General features: G+C 48.4%; 11 protein-coding genes. 8 read left to right on the top strand and 3 right to left on the bottom strand.

Annotated elements, in window-relative coordinates; genetic code table 11:
• Nucleotides 1–10: 10 nt before the first annotated feature.
• The gene (locus tag WCV72_01865; GenBank protein ID MFA6458119.1) at nucleotides 11–331 is read right to left on the bottom strand and encodes a hypothetical protein; all 321 of its coding nucleotides are present in this window, start codon (nucleotides 329–331) and stop codon (nucleotides 11–13) included.
• A 125-nt stretch (nucleotides 332–456) separates the two neighbouring features.
• Between WCV72_01865 and fmt the strand changes: the two genes are divergently transcribed.
• The 6 genes from fmt to WCV72_01835 all read left to right on the top strand — a co-directional run bounded on the left by fmt (nucleotide 457) and on the right by WCV72_01835 (nucleotide 7,780).
• Nucleotides 457–1,380 (top strand): methionyl-tRNA formyltransferase, encoded by a 924-nt coding sequence (gene fmt / locus WCV72_01860; GenBank protein ID MFA6458118.1) that lies wholly within the window; start codon nucleotides 457–459, stop codon nucleotides 1,378–1,380.
• Nucleotides 1,381–1,737: 357 nt separating this feature from the next.
• Entirely contained in the window at nucleotides 1,738–2,283 is a 546-nt protein-coding gene (locus tag WCV72_01855) for a hypothetical protein (protein ID MFA6458117.1), read from the top strand.
• Between the two features lie 33 nt (nucleotides 2,284–2,316).
• On the top strand, nucleotides 2,317–3,432 hold the full coding sequence (gene dgt / locus WCV72_01850) for a dNTP triphosphohydrolase (GenBank protein ID MFA6458116.1): 1,116 nt from the start codon (nucleotides 2,317–2,319) through the stop codon (nucleotides 3,430–3,432).
• A gap of 61 nt (nucleotides 3,433–3,493) precedes the next feature.
• Nucleotides 3,494–3,703, top strand: coding sequence for a hypothetical protein (locus WCV72_01845; protein ID MFA6458115.1), 210 nt, complete (start codon nucleotides 3,494–3,496; stop codon nucleotides 3,701–3,703).
• A gap of 55 nt (nucleotides 3,704–3,758) precedes the next feature.
• Nucleotides 3,759–7,163 (top strand): transglycosylase domain-containing protein, encoded by a 3,405-nt coding sequence (locus WCV72_01840; GenBank protein MFA6458114.1) that lies wholly within the window; start codon nucleotides 3,759–3,761, stop codon nucleotides 7,161–7,163.
• A gap of 50 nt (nucleotides 7,164–7,213) precedes the next feature.
• A complete protein-coding gene (locus tag WCV72_01835; protein MFA6458113.1) occupies nucleotides 7,214–7,780 on the top strand; it encodes a nicotinamide-nucleotide adenylyltransferase in 567 nt (188 codons plus the stop codon).
• A gap of 237 nt (nucleotides 7,781–8,017) precedes the next feature.
• On the opposite strand, the gene WCV72_01830 is transcribed toward WCV72_01835, so the two are convergent.
• Complete coding sequence (locus WCV72_01830) at nucleotides 8,018–9,286, bottom strand: O-acetylhomoserine aminocarboxypropyltransferase/cysteine synthase family protein (protein MFA6458112.1); 1,269 nt, start codon at nucleotides 9,284–9,286, stop codon at nucleotides 8,018–8,020.
• 222 nt (nucleotides 9,287–9,508) lie between these two features.
• Nucleotides 9,509–10,414: a homoserine O-succinyltransferase gene (gene metA / locus WCV72_01825; GenBank protein MFA6458111.1), complete on the bottom strand. Its 906-nt coding sequence runs from the start codon at nucleotides 10,412–10,414 to the stop codon at nucleotides 9,509–9,511.
• A 256-nt stretch (nucleotides 10,415–10,670) separates the two neighbouring features.
• Between metA and WCV72_01820 the strand changes: the two genes are divergently transcribed.
• Together WCV72_01820 and WCV72_01815 are read left to right on the top strand one after the other, a co-directional pair.
• Entirely contained in the window at nucleotides 10,671–11,771 is a 1,101-nt protein-coding gene (locus WCV72_01820; GenBank protein MFA6458110.1) for a DNA recombination protein RmuC, read from the top strand.
• 84 nt (nucleotides 11,772–11,855) lie between these two features.
• On the top strand, nucleotides 11,856–13,211 hold the full coding sequence (locus WCV72_01815; protein ID MFA6458109.1) for a Fic family protein: 1,356 nt from the start codon (nucleotides 11,856–11,858) through the stop codon (nucleotides 13,209–13,211).
• Nucleotides 13,212–13,239: the final 28 nt, after the last annotated feature.

Below are 13,239 nucleotides of genomic sequence, written 5' to 3'. Positions count from 1 at the left end.
AAAATTTCTTTTAAACTCCGAGTGAAGCGATTTTCGTGAGGAGTGCATTCGTGCTATCGATTTCCAAAATAATTTTGGGGATTTTTTTGCGCGGCAAATTGGCGTTCACTTCGCGTTGAATTTCGCCGATTACCTTTTTCGCGAACTCATCGAATTGATGTGAATTGCGCTCGATGGCGACGCCGACTTTCGCGGAGTCGAGTCCGCTGGCGATTCGCACATAGGCGACACTCACGAAGCCAAATTTTTTCAGCGGAAAAAAGCGCGGCACGATTGCGCCAATCATTTTTTCCAAATGTTTTTCGAGTTGTTCGCGGCGGGTGAAGGTCATTGAAAATTTAAGATTTAAAAGTGATCGGTCATTGGTTCGGAAGGTCATTGGTCATTGGTTCGAAAGGTTGTTAAGTCTTTGAGTCGTTGGTTCACTGGTTTTTAGTTTAAGCTAAAATTTTAACAATGAGCAAAAAACTCAAAATCGCTTTCGCGGGGACTCCGGATTTCGCGCTGCCATCGCTTGAAAATCTTTTCGCTGACTCAGAGATTACAATCGAAAAAGTTTTCACGCAGCCGGATCGACCGGTCGGTCGGGGACAAAAAATCGCGCCACCGCCAGTTAAAATTCTCGCCGAAAAATTTCACTTGCCAGTCGAGCAAAATAAATTAACCGCTGCGAATTTACCCGAAGATTTAGACTTTCTCGCGGTCGTCGCCTTCGGGCAGATTTTGCCGAGCGAGATTTTGGCACTGCCGCGTTTCGGCTGCGTCAATCTGCATGCTTCGCTCCTGCCCAAATTTCGCGGCGCGTCGCCGATTCAGTCGGCGATTCTCGCGGGTGAGCAAAAAACTGGCGTGAGTTTCCAAAAAATTTCGGCGAAGTTGGATGCGGGTGATCTCTTCGCGAGCTTCACCATTCCACTCAAAAATGAAAATTCAGTCGAGCTTGCCGTCAAATTGGCGACACTTGGCGGAGCAAAATTTCCCGAGGTATTGAAAAGAATTGCGGCTGGTGAAATTACTGCGACTCCGCAAAACGAAGTGGAGGCGACGCATTGTAGCAAGATTCAAAAAGCCGACGGTCGAATTGATTGGCAGAAAGATGCGACCGAATTTTTGCTGCGCAAAGCGCGTGCATTCTTCGACTGGCCGGGCGTGTGGACGATTTTCGCTGAGCAAAATCTGAAGCTCGTCGAATTCGCCACGGCGCCAAAATTTCCGGGCAAAAAACCGGGCGAAGTTTTCGTCGCGGAGAAACACATTTTCGTCGCGACGCGTGACGGTTCACTCGAATTGCGAAAAGTTCAGCTCGCCGGCAAGAAAGTTCTCGTGGCGGCGGATTTCGCGCGGGGAAATGCGAAGTTTGTGGGGAGCTTGCTTGGATGAAAATCCAAGAAAATTATGTCAAAATGTTGACTTGTTAATTTGAGACTATGAGTAAAGAGGCTTTGTCCAAGAATCCGCATTCCGCAGGAGTTGAAGGGCGCCGAGCTATTGCCGACAGAGTTTTTGGCGATCATCCGCGACTGGCGCCGGAAATAAGAGTAGAAAAAGTATGGGAACTACGTTCCCCAGAGATGCAGCGATTCGTGCCAAATATAGGTTGGAATGATGCATGGTTTTCGCGACGACCGTAGCGAGGACTTTGTCCGAACGAAAATTTAGACAAGCTTTTTGTTTTGAAACAGTATCTTGACTTTGAAAACTTGTTTGTTAAAATAATGAACCGTTAATCTAAAATTTATGAAGTACAGCTACTCCCCACCGCCTAGACGGGAAGATCTCTTGAATCCCGAAAATCGGTTTGTTTCTCAGACTCCCGAAAAGATTGCCGCTTTTAATGAATCTCAGCAGCGCGCGCTTTTGAAAAAAGTCGCCAATTTATTTGGTGGGCACTGCGATTTGGAGGGAGCCATATCCCATCTGCAAGAATTAGAAAATCAAGCTCATCGACAGTCTGAAAAGGTTGCTGACTCAGAGCCAAGAGCAAGCTCGTTTGAAGAGGTTCCTCAAAGTGCCTCGCCTGAGACGATTCAGGCGCGTTTGTCTCTCAAGCGTGAATTGCAGGAACTGCGTGCTAAAAAACACGCCCAGGCATTGAAAGTTTTGGGAGTTTTATTGTCAGCTCTCGACTCTGGTGAGCAGATTAGTTCGTTCTTGCGTAATCAGGTCGCCAGCTTGTTGCTAATCTCACCCGACTTTCAGGTTCCGGATTTGTCTAAGACTTATCAAAAATTAAATCAGAAAACTTGGCAGTTTGAAGTTTTGGGCTTAGCTAGAGCGGCTTGATTCGATTGTGATTTTTCTTGCTAAAATTTCCGCGTGCTTCTGAAACGCGGTGATCTCGAAAAACGCGAACGCGTTTGGTTCGCGCCATATGCGACTTTCGCTGATGCAGCGCGGCGTGAATTTCCTGACGAGCGCGATGAATTTCGCACGGAGTTTCAGCGGGACCACGCGCGCATCATCCATTCCAAAGCATTCCGCCGACTGAAAGGTAAGACTCAAGTTTTCGTTGCGAGTCACGGCGACCATTTTCGCAATCGGCTCACGCACTCACTCGAAGTTTCCCAAATTTCGCGCAGTCTCGCGCGTAATCTCGCAGTAAATGAAGATCTCGCTGGTGCGATTGCGCTCGCGCACGATCTCGGACACACACCTTTCGGACACGCTGGCGAGGATCGGCTTGATTCCTTGCTGCAAAAATTCGGCAAAAGTTTCGAACACAATCGGCAGTCGCGGCGTATTCTCCAGATACTCGAAAAAAAATATCCCGATTCCGAGGGCTTGAATCTGACGCTCGACTTGCTCGACGGTTTGGCGAAACACGCGACGATTTACGATGCGCCGGAAAAAATAGACTCGCAGCCTTCACTCGAAGCGCAAATCGTGAATCTGGCGGACGAAATCGCCTACACGAATCACGATCTCGAGGACGGTTTGCGCGCCGGGATTTTCACGCGGGAAGATTTGAAAAATCTGAATCTGTGGCAAAAAGCGCTCGCAAAAGTTGACGCGAAATTACCAACCGAGGCTTTCAATCACCGCGCTGTTTCGGCAATCATCGATTTACTTAATCGCGATTTGCTCGAAAATTCCGCCCAGAATCTGAAGAAGCACGCGATTGATTCGCTACCCAAAGTTCGAAATTTCGCTGAGCCGCTCGTCGGATTTTCTCCCAAAATGCAGGCTGATTTGGTCGAGCTGCGCCAGTTCTTGCGGCAAAATTTTTACCTAGCGCCGGCGGTTGCCAAGCTGTCGAATCGCGGAGCGGACATTTTGGAAAAGCTTTTTACGACCATTCACGCGCAGCAAAATTTGCTCCCGCCGGAATTCGCGCGTCGCCTCAAAATCGACCCGCCCGAAATCGTCGTCGCGGATTTCGTCGCCGGGATGACGGATAATTTCGCCGAGGATTTTTTGGTGAGGGCTGAATAAAATTTGGCGAAATTAAAATTGAGGTTTAGAGTAGCGTCCCGATTTTTAATTTTGGCTTGTTATGAGAACCGACAAAGAGAATTCTGAAGAGACGCCAGTCACGATTTATTTTTTTCCCGTTAAGCCAAGTTCTGGCGCTAATCATTTTCGATTTGCCGCTTCGAAGGAAGAGCTCAAAGATTCTTTTTTCTGTCAGCAGCTGGAGGAATTGCGGCGACAGTATGGTTATGTCTGGAGCTTGGAGCCGCCGCAGGGCTGGGTCGAAAATTGAGACCGGGTTTGGCATAAGCCGAAGATTTTTCCAAAAAATGATAAAATAGCGCGCGATGGAAAATTCTCAAAAGGCCTCAATTTTGAGGCGGATTCGGCTGCGAATCCAAAATCACGGTGACGGCAGATGGAAAACTTGGCTTGGACTTTCCGCCGGTTTGCTCGTCGTCGCATGGTTCCTGCGCGTGTGGATTGTCCTTTTCATTTTGCAGGTCGGACAATTCGTGTTGTCACCGATTTTGCCGAGCATCGACGATGTCAACGCACTTTTCGCGAGTCAGTCCACGATCATTTACGACCGCGAAGGCGGCGAGCTTTACACGATTCACGGCGATGAAAATCGTTTCGAGATTCCCTACGAAAAAATTCCCGATACAGTGAAAGTCGCGACGACCGTCGCGGAGGACGACAAGTTTTTTTCGCACCCCGGTTTCGATGTCGACGGCATCATTCGCGCCGTGCTGAGTGAGCTGGGCGTCGGTCACTTCATCGGCGGCGGTTCGACGATTACGCAGCAATTCGTCAAAAACGCCTATCTTTCTCCCGAAAAAACTTACTGGCGCAAACTCCAGGAATTGATGCTCGCGCTCAAATTGGAAAATAAATTTTCGAAAGAAGAAATCCTCGCGATGTATCTGAACCGCATTCCGTACGGCAATAACGCCTACGGTATCCAGGCAGCAGCGCAGACTTTTTTCAATAAAAACGCGGAGGAGCTGACTTTGGCGGAGGCGGCGGTGCTCGCTGGTTTGCCGCAGGCGCCGAGTCGCTATTCACCGTACGGACAAGATCGTGAACTCTTGATGGGTAGTTGCGCCAAGCCACCAGTTCCAGCTGGTCCGGAAGATTTGGTTGCGGTCGAAGATTCCAAAACTAAAAATTCCGATTCTGCTGAGTTGGCGGAAGATGCGGTGACTGAGCCGCAGCTCGTTTCAGCCTGCACTTCGATTGACGATCCGGACTACACACCCGGTCGCAAAGATTATGTTTTGAATCGCTTGCTCAGTCTCGGTTACATTTCCAAGACAGAATTCGCGCAAGCCTGGCGGGAATCCAATAATTTGAAATTCCAGTCTTACCACGAATCGATTCGCGCGCCGCATTTTGTTTTTTATGTCCGTGACTTACTCGAGGAAAAATACGGTCAGGATGTGGTCGAGCGCGGCGGATTGCGTGTCTTCACGACACTCGATCCCAATTTGCAGAGCAAAGCCGAGGAGCTGGTCGCGGCGCAATTTCCCGAGAAGCAAAATGAAGATGGCACAGCGACTTGGGGTGTGAATCGCTTCGATGCGACGAATGCTTCGCTGCTCGCCGTCGATAACCCGACCGGACAGATTCTCGCTATGGTCGGCAGTCGCGATTATTTCGAGACAGTCGGGGAAGATGGCAAAGGCAGTGACGGCGCGACCAATCTGACGACGCGTCCGCGCCAGCCCGGTTCAAGTTTCAAACCATTCGTCTATGCGACGGGACTCAAGCAGGGTTACGCTCCGGCTTCGGTTTTTTGGGATGTCGAAACCAATTTCGGTCGAGGGACGGATGAATACACACCCAAAAATTACGATGGAACTTTCCTCGGTCCGATTTCCATGCGGCGCGCGCTGGGTGGTTCGCGCAATATTCCGGCGGTGAAAATGGCAATCTTGGCGGGTGAATTGCCAATCGTCCAAACAGCCCACGAAATGGGTTTGGCAAGTGTGAAATCCGACGAACGCTACGGTCCGACCATCGGACTTGGCGCGCCGGAAGTTCCCATGCTCGAGATGGTTCAGGGTTATTCCGTTTTCGCGAATGGCGGCTACGCTGTCCCGCCGACGCCGATTCTCAAAATTACCGATGCACGCGGTAATCTGATTGACGAATTCGCTGACCCGAAAAAAGAACTCGTGCTCGATCCGGGCATTGCCTATCTGATGACCAACATGCTTTCCGATCCGAGCTCGCGCCCGAGTACTTGGAATTCTTATCTCACGCTGCCTGGTCGACCGGTCGCTGCCAAGACGGGTACGGCGAACAAAAAGATTTCCGAAAAATCGATTCTGCCGGGTGATGTGTGGACGATTGGCTACACGCCCCAGATGACCGTCGCGACCTGGATGGGTAATAACGACGGCACGCCGATGAATATGAGTGGCGGCGGATTCGCTTCGGCTGGTCCGATTTGGATGGGTTTCATGAAAGCGGCACACGAAGATTTGCCGGTCAAAAATTTCCCAATCCCAGAGGGTATCGTGCAACGCAGCGTCTCGCGTCTGACTGGCAAATTGGCCTCGTCTTCGACGCCGATTGACCAAATTGTGACGGAGACTTTCATCGATACAGCCACGCCGCTCGAGGTCGATGATTCTTTCATGGAAATTGCAGTCGATCGTGTGAGCGGCAAATTGCCGAGTGCGCTGACGCCGGAGTCGGCGATTGAGCTGCGCAAATTTGAAAATCTGCACTCGGAGCGACCCTACGATTCAGCCTGGGAAAATCCAGTGCAGGCTTGGGTCAAATCAGTTTATGGCGCAGATTCTGCGATTGCGCTGCCGCCGACCGAAACTGACGATGTCCACACCGCTGCGACCGCGCAGCTCGCGCCGACAGTCACGATTGTCTCGCCGGTTTCCGGTTCGACCGTCCAAAAATCGACGATTGGCGTGTGGGTCGATGTCACTGCGCCGAATGATGTCGAAAAAGTCGAATACTACCGCGACGACGAATTGGTCGTGACAGCGACGACGGCGCCATGGAAAGGTGTGATTCCAATTCCCAAAAAATTGGACGACGGGGATCATGTGAAGATTACTGCCAAGGTTTTTGACAAGCTCTATTATTCCGGCACTTCGACGGTCGATGTCATTGTCGGTGAAGATACGCAAATGCCGACCGTTCGCATCACAGCGCCGACTGCGAATTCCGAAGTCGCGCGCGGCACGACTTTGCTCGCGAGCGCCGAGGCTTTCGACGCTGGTGGTGATATCGCGAAGGTTGATTTTTATCTCGACGGTTCGAAAATTTCCGAAATCGAATATCCGCCTTTTGAGGTGCCGATTGTGCTGGATTCCAGCACGCGACTTGGTAGCCACACTTTGCTCGTCGACACGACGGACACGACCGGGCGTTCCGTGAGCGAGTCGGTCAGCTTCACAGTCACAGAAGGCGGCGCCGATGCTGAGGGTTCCACCATCATTTCCCCGGTCGATGGCGCGACGATTTCCGTGCAAAAAAATTTCATCGATGTAATTGCCCAGATCAATAGTGCGAATTTCACGCCGACTGAAGTCGACTTCATCGCGCGCAATCTCGCGAGTGGCGAGCGCAAGACCTTCGCGACGGTCACCAGCCCGAGCACGCTGACCTTCACCGCGACCTGGTCGGATTTGGCAGTCGGCAAGTATGAAATTTATTTCAAAGCGCGTGACGCGAGTGGCAAATCGATTATTTCCGGTCGTAATACCATCGAGATAAAATAAATCATTTTCCGAGAATTTCTGCTAAAATTGGACTCCAGAAAACTATTTTTATGCCTCCAAAAAAAGTTAAACGCGTCGCTTTCATCGGTCGCTTTCAGCCTTTTCACCGCGGTCATCTCTCCGTGATTCAGGACTTGCTGCCGAAATTCGACCAGGTTTTGGTCGTGGTCGGATCGAGTGACAAATTCCGCACGCTCGAAAATCCTTTCACGGTCGGTGAACGCCACGCGATGGTCAAGGAGACGCTGGAGTCGCTCGGCGTGAAGCCGGAACAATTCAAAGTCGTGCCGCTGCCAGACATCGACGACGATGAAAAATGGGTCAAGCATGTCATCAAAACCTGCCAAGATTTCGAGTCGGTCGCGATTACCGACAATCCGCGCGTCGAGAAGCTTTTCCGCAAAGACGGCAAAAAGAAAATTATCAAACCGAAAAAGAAGTACGCCATTTCGGCGACGATTGTCCGTGAGGAAATCAAAAAAGGCTCAGACTTGCAAAAATATCTGCCGCAGCCCGTGATTTCCTTTCTCCAAAAAATCGGGGCGACGCGCAAAATTATGGATATCGAAGAAGAGGCTTTGGCGGCGGAAAGTGAAAGTGAAGGCTGCGCGGAGTAATAATTTCTGCCTCGGTAGAAACGTTGCATGCAACGTTTCTACGTTTTTCGGTTTCTGCTGTGCAGGTTCGAATTTGTAATTCGAACCACATATTTGAGTTAATAGAAAAATGGACGGTTCATTTATAAACTTGAACTTGCGGAGATTTTTGAAATCGAAAAATTTTTCGTTCTGGCTTCCTCCCCCTTTCGCAAAGGGGGACTGAGGGGGATTTCGTTGCGCAATGTTTCTACATTCTCAGCACTTCTCCAAAGCCTGCTCGAAATCGTCGCGGATATCTGCGATGTGCTCGAGTCCGACCGAGACGCGAATCGTTTCTTCGCTGACGCCGGCGGCGGCGAGCGCTGCTTTCGAAAGTTGCGAGTGTGAAGTCGAGGCGGGATGCAGGACGAGTGTTTTCGCGTCGCCGACATTCGCGAGGTGACTTGCGAGCTTGACCGACTCGATGAATTTTTTGCCGGCGGTGCGTCCTTTTTTCAAACCAAAAGTGAAGACCGAACCGAAGCCGCCCTCGAAATATTTCAGCGCGTTTTCATTGAAAGGATGAGTCGGTAGTCCGACGAAATTCACCCAGGCGACTTTCGGATGGTCGACCAAGAATTGCGTGAGCGCAATCGTATTTTCCGAATGTTTTTTAATTCTCAATCCGAGCGTTTCGAGTCCGAGTAAAAATTGCCAAGAGTTGAAAGGCGAGAGGCAGGCGCCGAGATTGCGCAGACCGTCGACACGCGCTTTCGTCGCGAAAGCCACTTTGCCGAGGCTCGCGAATCGCAAATCATGGTAGCTCGGGTCTTTTTGCGCGAAGAGCGGATTCACTTTCCAATCGAAATTGCCGCCGTCGACGACGATGCCGCCAATCGAAGTGCCGTGACCGCCAATCCATTTCGTGAGTGAGTGAATGACAATGTTCGCGCCAAATTCAATCGGTCGGCACAGCACCGGTGCGAAAGTATTGTCGACGATGACGGGCACTTTGAATTTCTTCGCGACCTTGGCGATTTCCGCGAAGTCGAGAACTTCGCCCGCAGGATTGCCAATCGTCTCGAAATAAATTGCGCGCGTATTTCTTCGAATCAATTTTTCCAATTTCGCGGCAGAGAGCTTCTCGACGAATTCGACCTCGATGCCGAAGCGCGGCAAGGTGTGGCGAAACAAAGTTTCCGTGCCGCCGTAGAGTGCGGTCGAGGAAATGATGTGATCGCCTTTTTGCGCCAAAGTTAAAATTGCCAAAGAAATCGCTGCCATGCCACTCGCAGTCGCGACTGCGGCCGAGCCGCCTTCGAGCGCGGCGATGCGTTCCTCGAGCACGGCGGTCGTTGGGTTGCCCATGCGTGTGTAGATATTGCCAGCTTTCTTCAGCGCGAATAGATCGGCGGCTTCTTTGGTCGAGCCGAAATCGAAACTCGCAGTTTGGTAAATCGGTGTCGCGCAAGCATTCGCTGCATTTTTCGCGCGACCGGCGTGAATCGCGAGCGTCTCGGGATGGAGATTCTTTTTGATAGTCATTTTTAGGGAATTAAATAATTGTTTCGAATAGTGAGATTTTTTTTTGGGGGGGCTGGTTCAATTTTTAATTTTGTAATTTTATAATTTTTAAATAAATCTCAATTTTTAATTTTTAAAAATTTGGATTTAGGCATTATTTATAAAATTAAAAATTCAAAAATTAAAAATTTTCAGTAGTGAGTTTCGGAATAATTTTTTTGGAGTCATGAGCGGGGAATTAAGTTAAAGTTTTTCGAGATCGAATGGTGTTTCCTGATAGACATAATAATTCAGCCAGTTCGAGAAAAGTAGCGTGGCGTGTGCACGCCAGCGCATTTGCGGCTGACCTTTGGCGTCGAAGTAATTCTCCGGCTCGGGGAAATTCGGATCTTTGGCGCGGTCGCGCTCGAATTCCTTTTGTAGAGTCTCGCGGTCGTACTCGGCGTGATTGAACGCGAAAATCTGGCGCAGCTTTTTATTGCGCACGAGGTAAATGCCGGCGTCTTTCGCGTCAGCGAGAATTTCGAGATCCTTCACTTTGCGTAGATCGGCTTCGCGCGTTTCGGTATTCCGCGAGACGGGCACCCAGAAATTCTCATCAAAACCACGCAGGAGAATCGCATTTTTTTTGCAGGCTTTGTGGAGGAAGACGCCGAATTTTTTGCGCGGCAGTTTGTGTTTCGGGATTTTATAAAAATGTTGCAACGCCGCCTGCGCGCCCCAGCAAATGAAAAGGCTCGAATAAACATTCGTCAGGCTCCAGTCCAAAATCCGCTTCAGCTCGTCCCAGTATTTCACTTCTTGCCAGTCGAGTAGCTCGACTGGTGCGCCCGTCACGATTAGTCCGTCGAATTTGCGCGTCTTTACGCCTTCGAAAGTCTGGTAAAAATTGACGAGGTGCTTTTCAGAAATATTTTTCGGGCGGTAGCTTTCCGTCGTGAGAAAGGTGAGATTGACCTGCAGCGGCGAGTTGCCGAGCAGACGCGCGAGCTGCGTCTCGGTCTCGATTTTGGTCGGCATCAGATTTAGCACGGCGATTTCGAGCGGACGGATGTCCTGCTTCGCCGCGCGTTTTTCCGGCATGACGAAAATATTCTCGCGCTCGAGTAGTTTCTTGGCGGGGAGTTGGTTGGGGATTTTGATTGGCATTGGGTAGTTGGTAGTTGGTAGTTGGTAGTTGGTAGTTGGTAGTTGGTAGTTGGTAGTTGGTAGTTGGTAGTTTATATCTCTTGGAAATTTTTTTAAAAAAACCTCTCTGAGAGAGGTTGCCAATTTTCCGCGCGCAAAAAGCAACCTCTCAGTTAGAGAATTGCATCATTTCGGCAGCGCAGAATGAGTTTGTCATTGCGTAAATTATAATTGTTTTGCCGCTAAATGCAAGCTCTAGGCGTGTTAAAATTCGCAAATGGAAACTTATTTAATTTTGCTCGCCGGTGCGATTTTGCTGGCTTTCGTTGCTCTCGCTTTTTTCGTCTCCAAAAAATTTGCGGAGCTCGCGAAGCCGAGCGAAGACAACGCGCAAAAATTGATGCTCGATGTGATTGAAAATTTACGCAAAGAAATTCACCACCAGACAGGCGAGACACAGAAGACGACTTTGCAAACTCTCGATTTGCTCGAAAAGAAATTCGCGAATCTGAATGACTCGGTTGATCAAAAATTAACCGACAATACGAAGAAGCTCGACGCACGGCTCGACGGTGCGGCGCGCGAAATCGCCAAAGTTTCAGGTGAGCTCGGCAAGATGGCGGAGATTCGCGGCTCGGTCGAATCGCTGACGAACTTCCTCAAACATTCCAAACGGCGCGGGAATCTCGGCGAGGAAGGACTGAAAGAAATGCTGGCGGAGGCACTGCCGCGCGAGAAGTGGAAACTCCAATTCGCCTTCGCGGGCGGGGAGGCGGTCGATGCGATTATTGAAACCAAGAATGGCAACATTCCGGTTGACTCCAAATTTCCGCTCGAGAATTTCGAGAAAATGCGCACGGCGGCGGACGAAAAAATCGCCGAGACTTTTCGCCGGGAATTCGCGAAAGACTGCAAAAAACACATCGACGCGATTGCGAAGAAATACATTCGACCAGAGGAAGGCACGACGGATTTCGCGGTGCTCTATTTGCCAGCCGAATCAATCTACAACGAGGCCTCGGAAAATTCCGAGATCTCGCGCTATGCCCGCGCCAAAAATATTCAGCTCGTCTCGCCGAATTCTTTCTTCTACTTTCTGCGCGTTGTCTTGATCGCCTTCCAGTCGGAGAAATTTGAGGAAAATGCGAAGAAAGTTTTGGCGTTGATCGCGGGAGTGAAGACTGAGGCAGGGAAATTTGGCGCGAATCTCGAGCTCACCGCCAAGCATCTGAATAACGCGAAGAAGAACATGGACGACACGGTTTCGAGTTACCAGCGCCTAGAGTCGAAGATCGAGCGAGTCGGGGAATACTCGGATGCGGTGCCGCTGGCGGAAGTGGCGGAGGAGGAGATTGAGATTGAGTTGCCGCTGGAATAAGTTTAAAAATAAAAATGTATTAAAAATTATTTGCTTTTTATATAAAATTTATATAAAATTACAAATGTATTTAATATGATTGAAATGTCAAATATTTTCCATATTCGCAAACCATTAAAGGTAGAGCCGAATTTCGAACTTTTAAGAGGATGGTTTTCAGGTACGGAAAATTTTATTCAAGAGCGAAAACTGATTGAAGATGCTAGTGGGGCAAATTACCTTTCTTATAGTAAATTTATTTATAAAGTGGAAGCGCTACCTACCCAAAATTTTGCAGCTGATAATCTTTGGCAACTCGTGAAGCTTGAACGCAATAGCGGTAGGGTGAATGGAATCGTTAAAGATGAGGGCGGTAAATTTTATAGCTTTAAGATGCTTGATTACATGCCGGAGTTACTTCATAAAATAGACATGAGTTATGGTGATTCGTTTTTAACAAAAAAACAACCACATCAAAATCGAAAACAGATTTTAATAAATAGCCTTATGGAGGAAGCTATTGCAAGCTCGCAAATGGAGGGTGCGGCAACCACGAGAGAAGTTGCTAAAAGAATGCTTCGAGAAGGTCGTAAACCACGAAATTATTGTGAGCAAATGATTGCGAATAATTATGCTGTTATTGAAAAAATTCGTAGCGAATATTCCAGTAAAGATTTATCTTTAGATGTTTTATTTGAAATACACGAAACGCTCATAGCTAATACAAGAAAAGATTGGGTTAAGGTCGCAGGAAAGCTCCGCAAGGATGACGATAAAATCGTTGTAGAAAAGGACGGAAAAATTTACCACATTCCTCCAAAAGAACTCTTCCTAAGGAAAGAGCTGTCAAGACTAATCGATTTTGCCAATAATAAACTTTCACATAAAAAATTCATCCATCCTTTAATTAGAGGAATTATTTTGCACTTCTGGGTCGGATATTTGCATCCCTTTCAAGATGGCAATGGTCGTCTAGCTAGAGCCCTTTTTTATTGGTATGCGATTAAACACGGCTATAGTATTTTTTCGTTGCTTCCGATTTCCAAAGCTATTATTCAGTCACCCGCTAAGTATGTAATGGCATATACCCTCAGTGAGCAGGATGATCTTGATCTGACCTATTTTATCGACTACAACTTGCAAAAAATAAATCAAGCACTTGATGATTTTCATAAATATTTACAAGATATTGAAGAGACAAAATTCGTATGGAAAATTTTTTCTGATAAATATGTGCTTAATGATCGTCAATTATCAATAGTTAAATATCTATTTAAAAAACAATCAAATACGCTAACAGCTAAAAGTGCTACATCGATGACAGGCGTCACTTACATAACGGCACTTCATGATCTACATAAACTCGAGAAGGATGGAATTGTGACCGCTAAAAAGATTGGTGCGAGGAAGCCGTATGTACTTACAGAAAAAGCCCTAGGTGAGTTAAGAGTAGTGCAGTAATTTTCTCTTGCCTTCTCACTTTTCACGC

The organism is Patescibacteria group bacterium (genome assembly GCA_041665585.1).
Lineage (GTDB): Bacteria > Patescibacteriota > Gracilibacteria > JAHISY01 > JAHISY01 > JAHISY01.
The sequence above is the reverse complement of the archived record's forward strand: the minus strand, read 5'-3'. Positions and strand labels throughout refer to the sequence as shown.

Bases quoted from the DNA above. Each gene is read 5' to 3' on its own strand.
- WCV72_01865 (MFA6458119.1), bottom strand. From the start codon at position 331: ATGACCTTCACCCGCCGCGAACAACTCGAAAAACATTTGGAAAAAATG.
- fmt (MFA6458118.1), top strand. From the start codon at position 457: ATGAGCAAAAAACTCAAAATCGCTTTCGCGGGGACTCCGGATTTCGCG.
- WCV72_01855 (MFA6458117.1), top strand. From the start codon at position 1,738: ATGAAGTACAGCTACTCCCCACCGCCTAGACGGGAAGATCTCTTGAAT.
- WCV72_01845 (MFA6458115.1), top strand. From the start codon at position 3,494: ATGAGAACCGACAAAGAGAATTCTGAAGAGACGCCAGTCACGATTTAT.
- WCV72_01840 (MFA6458114.1), top strand. From the start codon at position 3,759: ATGGAAAATTCTCAAAAGGCCTCAATTTTGAGGCGGATTCGGCTGCGA.
- WCV72_01835 (MFA6458113.1), top strand. From the start codon at position 7,214: ATGCCTCCAAAAAAAGTTAAACGCGTCGCTTTCATCGGTCGCTTTCAG.
- WCV72_01830 (MFA6458112.1), bottom strand. From the start codon at position 9,286: ATGACTATCAAAAAGAATCTCCATCCCGAGACGCTCGCGATTCACGCC.
- metA (MFA6458111.1), bottom strand. From the start codon at position 10,414: ATGCCAATCAAAATCCCCAACCAACTCCCCGCCAAGAAACTACTCGAG.
- WCV72_01820 (MFA6458110.1), top strand. From the start codon at position 10,671: ATGGAAACTTATTTAATTTTGCTCGCCGGTGCGATTTTGCTGGCTTTC.
- WCV72_01815 (MFA6458109.1), top strand. From the start codon at position 11,856: ATGTCAAATATTTTCCATATTCGCAAACCATTAAAGGTAGAGCCGAAT.